Source organism: Cryobacterium sp. TMT2-14, assembly GCF_004402465.1.
Lineage (GTDB): Bacteria > Actinomycetota > Actinomycetes > Actinomycetales > Microbacteriaceae > Cryobacterium > Cryobacterium sandaracinum.
On record NZ_SOFV01000030.1, the window covers coordinates 16454 to 34245 of the forward strand.

Here is a 17792-nt window from a genome sequence, read left to right on the forward strand (position 1 = left end):
TCGCAATGAAGGTGCGCCGCCTCGATCTGCAAGAGGCGTATCAACTCGATGGCGAGAGGCTGTCAGGGGTGTTAGAACGGCGGATTAGGCAGCTCATCGTCAACGTCCTTGCTCTCCGACTCGCCGGAAACCGGAAGCGCGAGTGGCTTGAGCCATTCTGACGCGACCGACATGGTCCGGCTGTTCGGTGCTGCCTCAGACGGCATCTCAGATACCTTGACGACCACCGGAATCTGCGCGGAGATGCCTGACAGCACGCAGGCCCCCGTGGGAAGGATCGGCAATGAGTCGAATGAGACTCGATCGAGATAGGCAACGGCGTTCTTGACAGCCTGTATATCGAACTCATTGACAAGGCGATGCAGGAAATAGTTGTGGAGCTGCGAAATGATCGTCACGGAGATATCGTGAGGGCGCTGGCTTGCAATCGTAAGAAACACGCCGAACTTCCGCCCCTCCTTGATGATCTCTTCGAAGGTCTCAAGCCTGTAGTCGCGCCATGATTCTTGCTCGCGCGCCGAGGTCGTAGACAGAATGTTGTGCGCCTCGTCAATGATCAGGTTGAGGTACCGCTGACCGGAGGTGTCGGTGGCCTTCTTGTCCTCGTAGAGATACCTGCAGAGGATCATGGGGATGACCTTGCGCATATCCAAGTTGACATCGCGAAAAGAGACGACGGTCAGCGGACGGTCTGCGAGTGCCGTGTCAGATACCGTTATTAGTCGCTTGATCCCCTCAATCCGCTCGTCAAGCCGCTTGATCAGCGGCCCAATATGCTCACGATTCGAAAAACCCCCAATGATGTCGCGATAGAACTGCATTACCAGCTTGAAGCGCACGAGATCCACGTCGGAAATGTGATCGAATGTCTGATTCACATTCGTAAATCTCGCTGCGATGAACCCGTCCCACTCGGGACTGTTCGCGTACATCGACGTGGGGCGCCAGTAGAACGAGTTTGAGCCCCCGCTGCGAAAATCGAGACTTGAACCAAACTCCTGGACCAAGTTCAGGAACTCTTGAGTGACGGCATCACCCAAGCAAGTAACGATCTGATCAAGGAAGTTGATCGGCAGGCGCCGATCAACTGAAGGATCAGTGTTGTGAGTCGCACTCACCAGCAATGCCGCAATAGCTGCCATGAGTGCGTCCCCGTGGGGGATGAGATCATCCCAGTACGTATTCCGCAGAACCCGGTTGACGAACGGCGCCTGGGTCTTCTCCGTTGCGTCCAGGAGTATGTTCCAAAAGGTCGGGTCGTGAACGGCGGACTTCGGCAATGGCAGGCGATCACCGGAGGAGTCTCTCGTCGAGAGTCTGTACTCGGCCTTCAGTGTGGAATCCGCAATGACCTGTGAGGACCTTGAGTCACCGTCGTTGATGGCACGGTTCACATACTCGCCATTGAAGTCGATGAGAACGAACTGCGCTCGTTGGCGGAAGTTGGCGTCAGCCCCGTAGCACTGGAAGAGCTCGTGGTAGAGCTTCGCCAAGGTATATGACTTCCCGCTGCCGGTGTTCCCGAAGATTCCAACGTGGCTGGCGAAGATTGCATTAACCCCAACCGAAACGGGCTGCGTTGGCTCCATCGCCAGAGACCCGATCGTGAGGGCGACGTCATCACTGTCGACGAAAGTGTGGATCAGCTCGAACTCGCGCTCCGTGAGGATGAAGCACTCGTTGTCGAGCAACGGCATCTCGCGCACGCCGCGCTCGAAGCGGCCCCTGTCGATGTAGCCGATGAGGCTCACGTCGAGCTGGCGGGCAAGTGGGTCCACGCCGCGTCGGTAGGCGATTGACGCGTTTCGGTCCTCCTGTACGACCTCACCGTCAACTTTGGCGATCAGCTCGACGAATCCCTTGACGATCTTGATGTAGCCCGCCACTGCGACGTTGCGCACGAGGCCACCCCGGTAGAGGATGTGGGAGCTGTTCTTGAGCTTGTCAACCGCTATTCGCACGCGCCGGCCATCGACAGATATAACGCGGCCGACCCGGAAGACAGCATCCTGCTCGAGAACAGCTTCCTCAATCATTAGCAGCGTCCCCCGGAGTAGTGCGGATGTCGAGTTCAATCCGCTGATCAGGCTCGGGATTCCTGTCTGCGACGATCGAAGCAAAGTAGTCGGAGTTGAGGACGTCCACCGATGCAAACCGCTCTGTCACGCCGTCACCAGGATCAGACGGGGTCACCAAGAGGATGTTTCCGTTCTTCACATCAGCGTCTGGCAGGAGGTCCTCATAGCCCTTCCGATCCGCACGCGAGTAGCAGAAGACGATCACTTGCAGCGTCGGGTTGGTTCGTGCCGCACGCAGCACGAGGTTCCGCAGATGCTCATCACGGAAGGAGAACCCGTGCACGAAAAGGACACTGTTTTCCTTCTCTAGTTCGTTGGCGAAACGCCGGATCAGCTCGTAGTAGGTCTCGTTGAGGACCGTCGTCGCGAACTTTTGCTTGTCCGGGTTGACGATGCCGAGGCTGTCGTACGCCTCGACGAACGCCGTTACCGCAGCGAGGCCATCGGTGCTCAGTTTGGCCGCGTCGGCGGCAGCCAGAAGCTCGCTGACACTACACACACTCGGTCCCTCGTCCTTCGACTGCGGCGTGACGAGAATATCGAGCAGAAAGTCCTTGGCAAGGTCATACTTCTGCTTCGCCTCAGCAACGAGCGATAGGCCGTGATCGAAGTAGATGTCGGTCCGGTCCTTGGAACGAGCTTCCTGCCGCCACGCCGCCGACCCATGCAACTTGACGAGGTTGAACACGGGCACCTCAGACCTGTGCTCGTAGCGACTCCCCAACCGATACCGAAGGGTATTGAAGTCGCCGAGATCGAATCGTGGCCTGATCTTGCCGCTGAATCCATCGCTGAAGTCGATCCCCAACTGCTCCAACGCCACCTCGAACACCATGTCGACGTTGGTAGTGAAGAGGTTCGCCTGCTTCGCCAGCAGCGAGCTGTGCCGCTTGATCAGAATGCGGTTGAGCGTCCGCAGGAACATCGCGTAAGAGCGCAACACGGGCTCCGCAGCGGGGTCACGGTCGATGATCTGCCGGTTCGGCACGAGGACGTTCTCGAAGAAGTATGCCTGGATTGACGCGCGGACGAGTTGCTTCGAAGACTCCGATCCATCCGCGTCAACAAGGTCCGTGAGAGCCTGCTCGATGTTCCCAAGTCTCGCAAAGAACGCGCTCGGTGTGCCCGCGCCGATCAAGAAGTTGAGGTGCGAGTCTTGCACGATCGTGCGCAGCCGCTCCGTGGTGAGTCGCTGTGAGCGAGCATCAGGAACCGGTCGCTGGCGCACACCGTTGATGCGAACATCAGTCATACTCGCTCCGCCTCCTCGCGAATGTAGGTGACGCCGAAGGCTACGACCTGACGGAAATCCTGACGACGCGCACCGAGGTCAAATTGGCTGCCAGAACCCTTCTGGAATATGTCGAGCCCGCGCCCGAGCAGGATCTTCCAGCCATTGTCCGCTCTAATGGAGCGGTCGTGGATCGTCTCGTCCCAGACGACCGTGAATTTGATACCCACGGCCGCGGCTCCGTCCTGGATCTCATTCATCATGAGCAAGTGCTGCCTTTGGAACTCGCCGGTGTCCTCCTTCGTTAGGAGGGTGATGGCGATCTCGTCAGCAGGATCTTTCGCGGCCGCGAGGAGAACCAGGAGGTCTACAAGATTGCGACCCTGGTGCGGGAGGCGGATGTAGGGGTCGACGATCGTGATCTCGGTTGCGCCGCGCAAGTACGGCAGCAGCATCGTGTCGTACGAGACGCCGCGTTGGTTCTCCTGGAACTCCCGGTGCCCCTCGAAGAACGTCGGCTCGGCAAGTGAAGCCACCTCGATCGGCTCTTCACCGATTTGCCCAGGATCGCTCTGCTCGTCGCTCGCAATGTCGCCGGCTCCTTTCGCGGACCGCCGGTGATAGTACTTCGGGTACTCGTCTTCTTCGAGTGTGGATACCGCGTGCCACACACCGACGGTGTCTGAATAGCCGAACTTTACTTCGGCCATCGTCGAGTCCATGCGCACGATCTGATCCTTGACTCGCTTACGCCCTATAATTGCTAAGCGCAGCAACTCCTCGATCTGTTCAGCGGTGGCCTCACCGTGGGGGTAGATGAGCTTCATAAGCCCGGAGAAAGTCTTGTGGATGCCGTCACGGTCACGGGTAGAAATATCTGACCCGAGCGTGAAGTGCTGCTGGTAGCGGTCCGAATAATCGAAGTTGCGCATCGACTTCAGCACTTCAGCGATGTAGTCGACCACGAACCCGTAGCCATCCGAGAACATCTCGCTGCGGATCGTGTCGATCTCCCACCCGGGGATATAGAAGTGCAGGCGATCGAGGTATGCCGGGTCGTGGTAGCTCTCGGGCAGCTCATCGAATAGGTCGGAGTGCTTGAGCATGAACGGCACAGTGTGAGAAGTATTACCGACGAACACCATTGAGGCCTCCGCCCCGAGGGTCTCAACACCACGGGAGAACGACTTGTTCGCCATGTAGTTCTTCATAATGTCGACGAGCGCCTTATCGGTGCGCTTCTTCTTGCCCGCGAACTCATCAAATGCGACAACATCCCAGTACCCGACGAGGCCGAGGCGACCGTTCGCGTTATTCACGAACAACTTCGGGACGGTCACCTCCCCGCCTGAGATCAACATCCCATGCGGCGAGAACTCCGAGTAAATGTGCGACTTGCCCGTGCCTTTGGGACCTAGCTCGACGAGGTTGTAGTTGCGTTCAACGAATGGGATCAAGCGAACCAGTTGCAGCAACTTCGCTCGCCGACCAAACATTTCGGGGTTGAACCCGATCGACTGAATTAGCAGGTTGATCCACTCGTCAGTGGTGAACTCGGCTCGTGAGGCGAGGTAGCCGTCGTAGTCGAAGTTCGACATCTGGATTGGCTTGAGTGATCCGAGAATCCAGGGCGAGACACGGGCATCGTCGGAGTGGAAGTATTCCACGTCGCATAAACACCAGACCCCACCGACGAGCAGCTTCTGGTGTGCGGTGACGGTGGCGGAATCGACGACGACATTCGTGATCCCGAGATTCGCGAACGATGCCTGGTAGACGTCGTCCTTCTCGTTCAGGGTGACGCCGACTTTGTCGATGACCCGGTAGCGCCCGCGCTCCTTGATCTTTGACTTGACCAGCTCCGACTCGTTGCGATGCACATAGTGCTGGGCCAGGATCTCCCGCACTCGGTCGATACCCGCTTGAATCGTCGCCTCGTCGTCGGATGCCGCGTACTGACCGAGTAAATACTCCAGCACATACGACGGCACAATCGCGTTTCCCTTGACCGCCTTCACGAGGTCCTTGCGGACCACCGCCCCTGCGAAGTGCTCGTTGATCTTGCGATCCAGCTCACTCGGCTGCGCGCCACCCTCAGAGGCCTCAGCGGCGAGAGGCTCCTCAGCGAGTGCTGCCTGGGTCAGGTCAATATCATCGCTCATCAGCATTCCCTAAAAGTCGAAGTCCGAGGTGAAAGAACGCTTGATTGTGTACGGCGCACTCTTGTACTTCTTCCAGGACCCGGTGTCGGAGATCGGCTGCTCCAAACGGAACTCCACAGCCTGGTTGTTTGCCGCTTCGGCATCCTTGCTCAGCAGCAGTCGTACGCTCTGGAACCGGTCACGCCCTTCGGCGCTCTCGGTATCGAAGAGCAGCTCCGTCTGGTTTGAGATCAGCATGTCACCGAGGTAGAGGCCCGCCCGCAGCTTTCGGGCGATGCGTTGATCGGTAACCGGCATCGACTGGTACAGCTTGACCACGACCTGCCCGGTCGTGATCTTGTCGGTCTCTGGGTGGATGTCCACGTTGACCGGCTCGACCGTGTCGGAGCGCCCCTTGTTAATCGTGATCACCGGGATCACGATTTCCTGCAACGAGGCACCGCCGTGCACGAACTGGAACCCAGCACCAGGCTTGATGATCCGGCAGATCGAGTTCGGGATCTGGACCTCAAGATCACTCGCGAGTCCGATCTGCTCTGGCAGGAACTTTCGCAACGCCGGGTCATCCTTGAGCCCACGCCCGAGCACGTAGCGGCGGTTCTCGACCATGATTGCGTCGCCATGCGGCTTGATGGTGAGGTTGAACTGCGGTGGCAGTTTGCTCTCTTGGTAGAGGAACCCATGGTCGGCAGTGACGAAGATGTTCGTCGCGTTCGCGCTGGCGAGCGCTTTGACGATACCGACGAGTTCCTCAATCGCATCTGCTGCGGCCTTGAATGTGCGGTGCTCGGAGACCGCCTTGTCACCGGTGGCGTCGATTGTGTCGTGATAGACGTAGAGCACCTGGTTCGCCCCGTAGAGGTCACGCCTTTCAGCGGGTTTCATCTTCAAGAAGTCCTTTGCCAGGATGGCAGTTCCACCAACGCTGGCGAGAATTTTGCTCCGGTTGTTCGTGCCGTCCGAGCGCTGGCCGTCGACCAGTACTGGGTCGCCGCTTTCGGAATGCGCAAGCGTCTCGTGCGGTAGCAGCGCTGCCATACCGAGCTGGGTGTAGCTCGGCAGCACCCCGACCATTGCCTCGATTTCGGCTTCGAACTTGTTTTCACCACGAATGCGTGAGTGCAGTTCATGGGCCACCTCGTATCGCATCGCATCCGAGATCACGACAACGGCCTTCTTACGGCCACCGCGCACGATCGGTGCGACGTACTGGCTATAGAACGAGCTCTGCGAGGTAACCGCGGGTGACTTCCACCGCTCGACCACATCGACGTGGCTCTGCCAGTTCGTGCCGAGCTTGAATAGGAAGTCGGTAACGTAGGCGTTCTCGACCTGCTCTGTTAGCGCCTCGAGTGGCTGCTTAAACTCCGCCGTCTGCGCCGCGTACGTGTACTGGCGGTACAGCTGATCGATCCGATAAAGATCATCGCGGTAGTGGGTGATGCCCTCATCGAAGCTAGACACGTCGAGCCGCGCGGCCTTGACCGCAGGGAGCAGCTCCGCCGCAGCGCCAAGCGCGGCATACAACGTTGCGTAGTCTTCGAACCACACGCTGTCGCGGCGTCGAGTTCGAATCGTCTCAGCGATGTCACGGGCTGACATCGTCTGGGCAGAGACAACGTCGATTAGCCGACGGATGATCTCCATCTCACCTGCGTCGAAGGTGTCCGTGGCGACAAGATCACTAAGCGACGCCGAGGATGCTTCGTCGGCGTAGTCAAGGTTCTTCTCGGTCTGCTTGGCAAGGGTCTTCAACGCACTGGTGCTCTGTCGGTTGTCGCGGAAACTGCGGAAGTCGATCTCGATGTTGCGTGCCGCATTCGACGACGACGCGGCGAAACCATCCTTGGCTTGCTTGAACATCCAGAGAACAAACCCGGCCATGCTCGGCGAATCAGGTTCGTAGCCGTAGATCTTCTCCGCTCCACCCCAGTAGAAGTTGGCCAGATCCTGCTCGACGAGCGCGCCGTAGCCGGAAGCCTCGTTGCTTGAGTGCTGGATCAAGAGCGTGCGTGTGAGTTCCGAAAAACTGTGTTCCTTCTGCCCAAGCACGACGGCGCACATCTTGGCCTGCACCGTGACAAGGTCATTTCCGTCGCGGAGCAGGGCTTTGAGCTTCGCTACCGACTTGGCATTGCCGAAGAACGTTTGGTGCACAGAGATCAGCTCGTCGGCACCGGGAGCGGTGATACCGAGATTTGCCCGCATCAGCGCACCTCGGTCGGCGCTAAAGGTGCCATACGCCAACTCCAAGTCGAGCAACCAGTTGTCTGTCCCCTCGGGCACGACACCAGGTCGATATAGCAAGAACTTCGCTGAAGGCTCCTCCCGAAGCACCCGGTACTTAATCGCAAACTCGTCGCTCGCGATGCGCAGCGCTGTCACCTCGGACGGAGTCTGCGCGTCGAGGTCATCGGCGTAACTACCATCGGGGTCACGCCAGATCACCAGCCTGTGCCGGTCGAACCGTGCGGCAAGGTGCTCTTTGATTGAAAGCACTTTGCTCACTCTGCAGCCTCCAGCCCAGGAATCTTCTTCAACGCCGGGTAGAACTTCGGATAGTTCGCCTTCACGCCGTCGTCGAGGTCGATCGCGATCTGCTGCGTTGCCAGCGGATAGAGCACGTCGTGCTCGTACTCCGCCAGCTCCACGAGCACCTTGCGGAGCCGGTCGGCTTCCTTCAGATCATTCGCCGCACTGCCACCCGCAGCAGCCTGCTCGGCATTCACCAACGCCACTTCCAGTTTTGCCCGGTACTCGCGCAGGTACTCGTTCAGAACTGTCGACACCGTCGACAGGGTGTAGCGGTGCATGTAGATCAGCGCGTTGAAGGACCCCTTCGGGCTGGAGAACATCCAGTAGATTGGGCGCTTCTTATAGCGCTGCACGTGGTCGTCGTAGAACTTCGACTTGCCCGCCTTCGTGATGAAGTAATCGCGCAGAGTCTTCACCCCCAGCGACTCCTCCACGAACCCCAAGTTCTCCTCGAAGTTGTCCGCTCCGAACGTTGCTCGGAGGAACTGACGGAACCGCTCGACGATGTCGTCCTCGAACCACCCATCGTCGACGAACGGAATCACGTTGTCTGCATCCGGCATGAATGTCGGCGTGGGCACTTTCGCCAGATATCCCTGAACCGTCGCACCCTGGTCGCCGAGGATAATTCCCGACTCGTCGAGGCTGTAGCGTCCGAACATGCAGCCGACGGCGTACGAAACGAAGTCGTGTACCGCCGCCGCCGCCGCAGCCTGTCGAGAGGAGCCGGGGTCAGCGATCCCAAAGCGGCTCAGGTAATTCGCGTTCAAGGCCACGCTCTCCACTGGGACGTCCGGAACCAGCATTTCGTCCAGGCAGTAGATGTCAATGAACCGCCTGTTAACGTCTTCTTCAAGTTCGCGCGCCATCGCAGTGCACTTCTCTCCGGCACGGATTGCGCTGTCAATAGCGAGTCGAAGGCTTGACTCCGATTTTGCTATGAGGGCTGGCCGCGTGAAGTTCCATGAGCGCTCGTCAAGATCCCAATCGGATTGGTAGATATCAATGAGTTGACCCACCAGGGCTTCAATCTCGTCGGATGACCTTACGCGGACAGGCAACTCAGCGATAGTGCCTACCTCCAGGTTCATCGAGGCCGCGGACGCGCGCAGCATCTCGCGCGCCACGATCGAGTTCCCGAATGCGAGCGCGCACAGGAGCGTTGAGCGGCTCTCCGTGAATATCGACGTGCCTGCGACATCGAATAAGAAGCCTGGCGGGAAATACCGGAACGCAGGCTCCGCGGTGCCCACCTTGGACCATGATGCAGATTCGTGGAAATAGTACTGGGGGCTGCGAATGACCGACTTCGGGCGCTCTGCCATGAGCTCCCGTCCGTCGTGCTCCCAGTTCACGACATACTCTTGATTGCCGTACCAGCGCCGAAACGAACCGCCCTTGTTATAGGGGAACCACTTTCGGCCCGTCGCGGCTGCATCATTCCTGTTTTCGATGTCGAGCCCAAGCCGTGCCTTTGAGACTTCGCTCCAGAAGCGCAGGAATCGTCCGTTGTCGGCTGTAGCCATCCCTTGCCTCGGGTCCGCAATATCTGCCAATCGGTTACCTCCGCCGAAGGCAGCAAGCAGGGTGGGACTCGTCCAGTAGCTATAGGTCCACCCGGGAATCTGAGCCACTTGACTGCCACTCAACGTAAATCGGAGCGAACTATCCGCGACTGCGGCCCCTTGAAGTAGGCCTTCGTTCTTGGCTGCCTCACCGACGAGGTCGTCCAACTTGACAAAAACTCCCGGCGTCGCCTGATCATTCGTAGCGGCAAGGACGAACGCACACGTCGAGACAACGGCACCCGCAATGGACTCGAATGCTCCCGCGCCAAGATGAGCCACGACCCGAACAGCTGAATGGTCCACGATCCTCTCCCTGAGAGCCTCAAAACTTGAGAGAAACATCCACGACTGCATGGTGATCATCGCGACGTAACCGTGGGGTTCCGCCAATCTGCGATTCCGTTCAATGAACATCGCGAAGAGGTCGGTCTTTGAGCGAGGAAAGCGCTCTTTCGCGAACGCAGCCAGCGCGGGAGACATGTTCTTGCCGCCCATGTAAGGCGGGTTTGCCACCACGACGGCGTACTTCGGCGCGAGAAACTCAGCCTGGCGCAATACCCGACTGGCCCGATGGATGACGTCGCCTTTGATCATGTCGTCTCTGTCGCCAAGAGCCTCCAGGTGACGACCTAGCCGGGTGGTAACGCCCGGGTCTGGTTCGATCAAAGAACCGAATGTGTCGGCGTCGGCGAACTGGTTCCAAAAGGCGACCTCTTCGTGCTTGTCCCCACCTGAGGTGAGGACAAGCTGGACCTCGTCGCTTTCGAACGAGAACGGCTCAATCACACAGATATTTGGCTGGACCTGCTTGTTGAAGAAGGTTCTCTGCTTAGCGCGCGCCTTCATCGTTAGGGCGAATGCCGCGAGCGCACCGGCACGTGGGTCGATTTCGGTGCCGTAGAGGTTGTGAGCGAGGATCAGTCCAGGGATATCGGACGGCGAATAGCCTTCCTCTTCGTAGATCGCGTAGAGCAGGTCGAAGGCGAAGGTAAGCATGTGACCCGATCCACAGGCCGGGTCGATCACGGTCAGGTCTTCAGGCTTGGTGACCCTGAGGAAGTCGGTCTCCCCGTCTTCTAATTCGACGTAGTAGTTCATCTGGTCGACGAGGCGTGAGGAAGGGCGATTAAGCATCCAGAGTCGTCCGAGCGAGTTCTCGACAAGATAGCGGACGATCCAGTGCGGGGTGAAGAGCTGAGTCGCTGCGGGGATCTCGTCTGGTCCAGCGAGCTTGCGGGACCTGCCCTTGGCACGAAAACCTTCAAAGACTTTAGCTTTCCGCTCCGAAATATAGAACTGGTAGAGCCAACCAATGACCTCGATGTCCTTGCACACTCCCTCGGTAAGCACCGCCCGGGCACGAGCCAGGATCGCGTCGTCGGCGAGCAAGTTCGCCGGCACAAGCAGCTCGGTGTAGTCGCCCTCGCGCTCGAACATGAACGGCATCGGCTTGTGCCAGTAGCGGCAATACTCGGTGAGGAGCAGCGCGTAGGCCTCGCCCTCGGCGTCGGTGCTGCGACGTGTGCCGTCGAGAAGGCCGATAATCGCGTTGAACGTGCGGCTGTTCGTCACGACGTCGGTGTCGAGGTTGCCCCGTTTAGCGTCGGCGAGGATCTCAGGCTGCCCGTGGGCCTGCCCCTGAGCGGGTGAGACGACCGCGGCATCCGTATAGCCGCGGGCGTCCATAAAGCGCAACGCAATGATGCGGTTGAACCAGGCGTAGGAGACCTTGTCGACAACGTGCTGGCGACCGTGGCGTCCAATCTCGGCTTCGAGCTTCTTGACGACTTCACTTCGTTCGCTGCGCGCGACGGATCCGACGGCGAGTACGGCGGTTGCTTGGGCGTCGACGGCGTTGATGAGTTCGCGACGGGCCCAGGTGGCGAAGCGCTCTAAGGGCTTGGTGTCCATGTATCTCTCCTAGAGTGCGATGCGCTTGTTGTCGTTGATCGTGGAGAGCAGCGTCTCGCGGAGCTGGTCGAGATACCGATCGACGTCGTCCACGTTCTCCAACACCTGGCCGGCTCCCGGCAGTGCAAGGCGCTTGATTGCGATGGTCTGCTTCGATGGAGCTGGCGCCGGTGCGGGGTGCGTGCCCACGCCCGCGCTGGGTGTTTCTGGCAATGTCTGCGCCGGTGCCGCGGCGATGAGTTCGTCCAGGATCTCTGGGTAGATCGTGTCGGCGAACGTGGCTGCAACGTTCCGAATGACCGGAATTTGTGTTTCACGCTGCACCCGGGCAAGTACAGCGTGCGCCTTACTTGTGACCGATCGCTGCGCATAGTCGGATGCGTTCAAGAACGCCTTGCTGTCGGGAACCTGGTCCCAGCGTGCGTTGATCTCCTCTGTCGCTTCTGCTCGCTGGCCGTCAATGATGGCGGCGATCTGACCATCGAGCGCGGAGACCGCGGTGTCGAGTTGACTGATCCTGGCGCCACGGAAGACCTTGGGATCTTCGAGCAGCAGCTCGACAGGATCCGTCGCTCCTTCGGGCAGGTAGCCGATGTTCGACTGGTTTGCCTGCATGAACGCCGTGGCGTTGTCGTAGATTCCTCGTTGGGCGCCGTTGAGGAACTGCTTGATCGGATCAATCACGCTGTCCTTGGCATCGAGTAGCTCGTCCACCCCGGGAAATTCGGTGATGAACCATTCGGCCGTGTGGTCGCACAGTTCGGCGAGCAACCTGACTGGTTCGTCGAGTTGGTCGATAAAGGGATAGCGCGAACCGGTGGTGAGCCCCTGGAGTTCGGCGAGCTTCTTGTCGAGGAGTTCTTTGCCAGTGCGAGCAAGTTCCAGCGGGTCCTTCGGGATCGCCCCCTTGTCGGTGAAGTCGATGACGAACTTGCGGAACGCGGTGACAGTCTTCTGGTCAAACACCCGCTGTGGCGCGATGACCATGTTCGGGTAGCTCTGCGTATTGCGCAGCGCGCCCGTGATCTCGGTGCGCTTGAGTAGCTTTCCGTTGAGCGTGATCTCAATTTTGGACCCGCCCGCGAGGTAGGCGACCGCCGCTGCGACCGACCACTGATCCCAGCCGTAGGGCTTGATCGTGTACTTCTCGAGCAGGTGCTTCATCGTGACCTGCTCATGGCGCTTACCGCGCATCTCCAAGTGGCCGAGCACATCTTCGCCGGGCACTGTGAGCAGGCTCACCACATCGTCGATGAGCCCGCCGTCGGGCGGATTGACCAGTGTTGAGAGTTGTTGCTCGCTAAAGGTCTTGCCGCCCAGCAGGGCAAGGTTCGTGTACGTGGCGGCGATCACCCGCTGGAACCCGTCGCTGATCCGGCCCACCGGCTCGGATGCTGACACGTCGAGAACTCCGGCGTTGTGGACAAGAGTTGCGCGTCCGACGGCGGCTCGGAGGCGTTCGACGATCTCCTTCTCGCGCTCGGCGTTCTGGGTGCCCTTCGCCTGCAGAATGGTTTGCTCGATAGAGGTGCGACTGCTGCCGTGCGCGCGCTTGATGTACTTTTCGGTCTTCAGCTGGAGACGCAGGTCGGCGAGGATCCGCTCGCTGTCGCCCGGAAGCACGACCCTGAGCTCGTCGAGCCCGACGCTGTGCGCCTTAATCTGCTCCAAGCTGAACTCGGTATCGGGACTGGTGAAGTGCAATGCCAGCTCGTACTGCTTGCTCATCGACTGACCGTCGAGCTTGTAACCGATCGGGAAGTTCTGGCCGTTCTTCGAATAGACAACCTTCGTCATTTTCACGACGGACTGGGTGAGTAGATCCGAGAGCTTCTTTGACACCTCAGAAGAGTCGATGTCGACGTTCTTGATCTCCTGCTCGATCTTCTGCTCTTCATTGGTGAGGTAGTCATACACATCACCGTTGCGCTGAATGTAGGTCTGAACCTCCAGCGCCGCGAGCGCCTCGATCACGTCCTTCGACAGCGCCGTCAAATCGGCGCCGAAGCGGTGGTAGACCAGCACGGTGAGGTTGCGGGGCGACGCCTTAAAACCGTCAACGTACTTGACGAGGAAGAGCGCCTTGAGTAGCCGGATCGCTAGCTCGCTAAGTTTGCCGCTGCTTTCGGCGTTCAAGATCGCGCGTTGGTTTGCTGACTTCAGCGAGGCCCGGATGCCCGCGAACATCTGGTCAAATGAGGCAAGCTGCCCCAATGGCTTGTCGGCAAGCGCACTCGCTACCTCCTGCACAACGCCGAGCATCGACCGCTCGCCAACTGAGCTGTTACGGCCTTCGAAAATGTTGTGATCCGAAATTCCCTCGATGGCGGCTTGGAACAGAGGGAATTGGTAGCTCACGAATGGGTAGGCGCCGACAAAATGCTCTTCGTCGCGGTAGTTCGGGTAGCGCCCGCCATCGACGAAGTCGAAGAGAGTCTTGAAGTTCGCGTGCTCCGCCGCGTAGATCCCGGCGACTTGCGCCCCACCTGCATCGTTCTTGGCGAGGAGACGCTTGCGGATGACTTCCTCAACATCCTGGCTCGTGAGCTTGAGACGGTTCGCGAAGCGGGCCTGAATCTTGGAGAAGTCATTCGCCTGACTCTTGGTGCGGTCGCCGCCGATCTTTTCCATGTCTTCCTGCGAGGTCACGAAGATCCAGGCACGGCCCTTGCACTTGGTGGCCAGCGACTCGGCGATGGTCTGGAGGTTCAGCATTAGCTGTGTGTTGCTACCGATGAACTGGCCGACTTCGTCGACGAAGAAATTCAGGCGGAACCCGTCGGGCTGCTGCGCGAGCCACCCCGCGACTTCATCCGCAAAGTCCTCGATCGACACCGAGTACGACATGCTGTACTGACGGATGATCTCGGGGCCCGCACTCCCGTTGACTTCAGCAAACGCCTTGTCGATGTTTCCTGCTTCCAGAGCGCTCTGCTCGCGGCCCTGCGACCATGGGATACCTGCGAGACGTTCGAATGCGTCCTTGAAAACGTCGTACTGCCCGCGACCATCGAGGTCTCTCTCGAAACGAGCGATGTGGCCCTGGTTCCCGTAGTATCCGCGGGACTCGTCAAAGATCTTGACGAAGACCTTTAACAGCGCGTCGTTCTGATCCTTACTGATCAGGGTGGCCTTCTGATCGATGTTGAACAGCAGGCTCTTGGCCGCAATGCTGTCGGACTTGGCGATCAGGGCCGGGAGGAACGCGTCGTCGGCCTTTGAGCGGAAATGCTCGGACACCTTGCCGCGCGGGTAGTCGTGCCCATCGACGTCACCCAGCAGGTGGGCGAGCATCTTGAGGAGGTGAGACTTACCGGAGCCGAAGAAGCCTGAGATCCATACGCCGTTGGCATTGGTGTAGTTCGTGTATGCCTCAAGCACATGCTCGACACCCTTAGCGGACTCGTTGGTGAGGACGTACTCCTCAACCTCGACGCCGAGCTGGGAAGTGTCGTCCGCCTTGATGACGCCCTCGATTGGGCGCTGGATGTTCTTGGCGAAGATCTCGTTGATTTGGGTCATCGTCATGCTTCCTGTTCCAGAATGTCCTTGGCGCGGTAATAGCTGTCGCGGGCGCTGAGATTGAGGGCGCGGAGCTGGTGACCGCTTGCCTGGGTGAATTCGTACGTTCCCGGGAACCAGGCGAGCATCGGTTTGCCGACCACGACGCTTTGCAGGTTCTCCAGCACTGTATGGGTGCGGATGAAGGGAAAGACCTCGCCTATGCCGGTGAGGAACACCATGTCACTCGGGTTCTCGGCCAACTGCTCGCGGATCGCTGGCGCGAGGTGGTCGTGCGGGTCGAGCATCCCCTGGAGCGTTTCGCGGAACTCGTACTTGTCCTGCGTTGGCTCAAGGTCCAGGATTCGTTGCCAGACTCCACGGTCGGTCAAGAGTTTGATCGCGAGGTCGTAAAGGTTGATGTCGATGACAGTGAGACCGTCATCGCTGCGGAGCTTGGTCATCACGCGGTCGCGGGCGGCCTCCACGTCTACCGCCAACGCGGGCGGATAGTGGTATATAAAGAATGGAACTTCCTTAGAGAGGCCCTCCATGTTGAGGAACCGCTGGCTGCGCAGCACGTCGTAAACATGGCTCTCCTCTCCGTGGAGATTTCGCTCAACTGTGATCTTCATCGCGGGCACACCTCGGTCGGCAGATTTGTCGGGAGGAATCGAACGTCGCTCGGGGTGCGAGCAGCCAGCGCGTCGTGAACACGCTCAGACAGTACGGCTGGAAGGATGTCGCCGTCTTCGCTGCACAGTCCGGCCTCTTGGATCATCCGGAATAGGTTCTGGCGCAGCCTGGTTCGCGTGGAAGGCTTCAGCTCATCGAGTTCGGGATGCCAGAGACTTTTACCGGTGATGAACCGATCGAAGTGGTCAGCACTGAGCGTTGGGGTGAGTAACAGATAACGCTCACGAAGGACTTCCTCAGCGAAGTCGCCGATCAGCTCGTACCGTCGGCACGCGGCCACCCACATTAGGTGGCAACGCTCGGTGAGGCTCGAATCAGCGAGGAGCTCCAGCTCGGCGTCGTCCAAGACGCTAAGCCGCTGAATCGTCTCCCGAGTCACGCGCACGCTCGATGAGGTCGTGCGCGCCTGAAGGAGGTTTCCCTCGATGGCGACCTGCCGTACCCTCCCCCAGTCGCGCTCACGCAAGTACACTGACGCGACCTCGTCAGCCTCACGAACCAGGAGTCCCCCACTAGTGAAGGACAGCGAGTAGCGACCATGCGCGTCGGTACCTATCGCCAACTGGTGCCTCCTTCCGGGTTTAGGGCAGTCGATCAGGCTATAGCGAACCACCGACATCCATGCCGGTGGCAGTCTGGGGCGCGGAGGTTCAGTCAGGTTCAGTGCTTCCTGACGCTGCTGCACCGCCAGTGCGGACCCACTTGTCCACCTCGCTGGCCTGAAATTTCCACAGACGGCTGATCTTGTGGGCGGGCATGTTTTTCTCGGCGATCCAGGTGTATACGGTGTCTTTGGTGACACCCAGGTGGGCGGCGATGTCGTCTGCGGACAGCCAAGGCTCGGTCACAAAGGCCCTCCATCTGCGTGGCGGACCCGAGTAGGCCAGCGTTCCCGATGATACTGGAGTGGACCGGGTTTAGTAGGGGATGACTGGGCGTAGCCGGGTGTTCTTGTTGATATCGGTGCGAACGAGTCGTCTAGTATCGGTCTACTTGCCCAGACGCCCGGACGTCGGTGCGTGCTGCCTGGTGAGAGAACAGAGACGTGCACCGATACGACCTACCCTGAGATCCTTGCTGGCTTCGCTGTCGCGGCCAGCGAAGCGAGCCACGCAGAGACGACTGCCCTCCAACGCTCACGATCCGAGTTCCAGCTCATCGTGTGGTCTGCGTCGAATGTCTCAAGGTCGACCATGTCGGGACGCAGCGCCCTGATGCGGGTCGAGGCTTTGAGCGGCGATGACGTGTCGAGGGTTCCGTGAAGAATCAGTGTCGGCACCGTCAACTCTCCTGCGCGGGCAATCCAGTCGAAACTGCGCAGACCAACGGGTCTGGCGAGACCGGTCACTCGAGCAAACGGCGGCAAATCGAGCCACGGCACAGCGAGCGCGCCACTCCATTCAGGAAGGCCCGACCGGGCGCAGTTCGCCTTTATTGTCGAGACCCAGTCGAGGACAGGCGACTCGAGCACTAGCCCTACGACGATTCCGTGAAGCTCGTGCTCGGCGGCGAGCTGCAGTGCGATGGCTGCGCCCATCGACCATCCGAAGAGGATGACGCTGCGGGCACCGTTGTCGCGAGCGAAGGACACGGCCGCCCTCACATCATCAGCTTCGGCGGTGCCGAGTTCGGATCTCCCAGTCCCCGCGACAGGACCTTCACCGTCGTTCCGATAGGTCACAACGAGCGACGTCAACCCGGCGTCCGAGGCGACTTGAACGCCGCGAAGCGTTCCAGCACGCGGGCTTCCGAGACCATGGATATGGATTGCCCACGTGGAAGACAGTGTGCCTCCAGGAGTAATGAGCCAGGCGGGCGCCTGGCCTACCTCGGTCGGTATTTCGACGTCTGTGGCCTCTAGGCCAGCATCCGCTGGCCCGGAGAAAAAGATGCCGCTCCAGGATGCTCGCTCGCCGGAAGCCAAGCCTTTCCCCGTCTCTCCCAGCGCCTCGCGACCGACGAGTCCCGGCCCGCGGTCCTCGACTTCGTGCGACAGCCGAACCCAGCCGCCGTTCTCAAGGATGAGGCAGTAGAGTCCGGGCGCTGCGGTGGCCGGCGTGCGGTCGAGGATAACGATTGGACGCTCCCCCGAGTTGTCCACGCTTCGAAT

10 protein-coding genes are annotated in these 17792 nt (G+C 59.6%); all 10 read right to left on the reverse strand.

Going from position 1 to position 17792, the window contains the following annotated elements; all coding sequences use genetic code 11:
* Positions 1-71: 71 nt before the first annotated feature.
* The gene (locus tag E3O28_RS10835; protein ID WP_134415946.1) at positions 72-2036 is read right to left on the reverse strand and encodes an ATP-binding protein; all 1965 of its coding nucleotides are present in this window, start codon (positions 2034-2036) and stop codon (positions 72-74) included.
* The gene (locus E3O28_RS10840; protein ID WP_134415948.1) at positions 2029-3330 is read right to left on the reverse strand and encodes an SIR2 family protein; all 1302 of its coding nucleotides are present in this window, start codon (positions 3328-3330) and stop codon (positions 2029-2031) included. The genes E3O28_RS10835 and E3O28_RS10840 overlap by 8 nt, the downstream gene beginning before the upstream one ends.
* On the reverse strand, positions 3327-5471 hold the full coding sequence (gene brxL, locus E3O28_RS10845; protein ID WP_134415950.1) for a BREX system Lon protease-like protein BrxL: 2145 nt from the start codon (positions 5469-5471) through the stop codon (positions 3327-3329). Before brxL ends, E3O28_RS10840 begins: the two co-directional genes overlap by 4 nt.
* A 9-nt stretch (positions 5472-5480) precedes the next feature.
* Positions 5481-7979, reverse strand: a complete 2499-nt coding sequence (gene pglZ / locus E3O28_RS10850) for a BREX-1 system phosphatase PglZ type A (protein WP_134415952.1) — start codon at positions 7977-7979, stop codon at positions 5481-5483.
* Positions 7976-11485, reverse strand: a complete 3510-nt coding sequence (gene pglX / locus E3O28_RS10855) for a BREX-1 system adenine-specific DNA-methyltransferase PglX (RefSeq protein WP_134415954.1) — start codon at positions 11483-11485, stop codon at positions 7976-7978. Before pglX ends, pglZ begins: the two co-directional genes overlap by 4 nt.
* Before the next feature lie 9 nt (positions 11486-11494).
* A complete protein-coding gene (brxC, locus tag E3O28_RS10860; RefSeq protein ID WP_134415956.1) occupies positions 11495-15007 on the reverse strand; it encodes a BREX system P-loop protein BrxC in 3513 nt (1170 codons plus the stop codon).
* A gap of 2 nt (positions 15008-15009) precedes the next feature.
* Positions 15010-15621: a DUF1788 domain-containing protein gene (locus E3O28_RS10865; RefSeq protein ID WP_134415957.1), complete on the reverse strand. Its 612-nt coding sequence runs from the start codon at positions 15619-15621 to the stop codon at positions 15010-15012.
* A complete protein-coding gene (locus tag E3O28_RS10870) occupies positions 15618-16244 on the reverse strand; it encodes a DUF1819 family protein (RefSeq protein ID WP_241973099.1) in 627 nt (208 codons plus the stop codon). Before E3O28_RS10870 ends, E3O28_RS10865 begins: the two co-directional genes overlap by 4 nt.
* Before the next feature lie 88 nt (positions 16245-16332).
* A complete protein-coding gene (locus E3O28_RS10875; protein ID WP_134415961.1) occupies positions 16333-16530 on the reverse strand; it encodes a helix-turn-helix domain-containing protein in 198 nt (65 codons plus the stop codon).
* A gap of 212 nt (positions 16531-16742) precedes the next feature.
* The gene (locus tag E3O28_RS10880; RefSeq protein ID WP_241973100.1) at positions 16743-17783 is read right to left on the reverse strand and encodes an alpha/beta fold hydrolase; all 1041 of its coding nucleotides are present in this window, start codon (positions 17781-17783) and stop codon (positions 16743-16745) included.
* Positions 17784-17792: the final 9 nt, after the last annotated feature.

What these genes read in the sequence shown, in the direction of transcription:
- brxC (WP_134415956.1), bottom strand. Translation starts at nt 15,007, where the DNA reads ATGACCCAAATCAACGAGATCTTCGCCAAGAACATCCAGCGCCCAATC.
- E3O28_RS10835 (WP_134415946.1), bottom strand. Translation starts at nt 2,036, where the DNA reads ATGATTGAGGAAGCTGTTCTCGAGCAGGATGCTGTCTTCCGGGTCGGC.
- E3O28_RS10840 (WP_134415948.1), bottom strand. Translation starts at nt 3,330, where the DNA reads ATGACTGATGTTCGCATCAACGGTGTGCGCCAGCGACCGGTTCCTGAT.
- brxL (WP_134415950.1), bottom strand. Translation starts at nt 5,471, where the DNA reads ATGAGCGATGATATTGACCTGACCCAGGCAGCACTCGCTGAGGAGCCT.
- pglX (WP_134415954.1), bottom strand. Translation starts at nt 11,485, where the DNA reads ATGGACACCAAGCCCTTAGAGCGCTTCGCCACCTGGGCCCGTCGCGAA.
- E3O28_RS10865 (WP_134415957.1), bottom strand. Translation starts at nt 15,621, where the DNA reads ATGAAGATCACAGTTGAGCGAAATCTCCACGGAGAGGAGAGCCATGTT.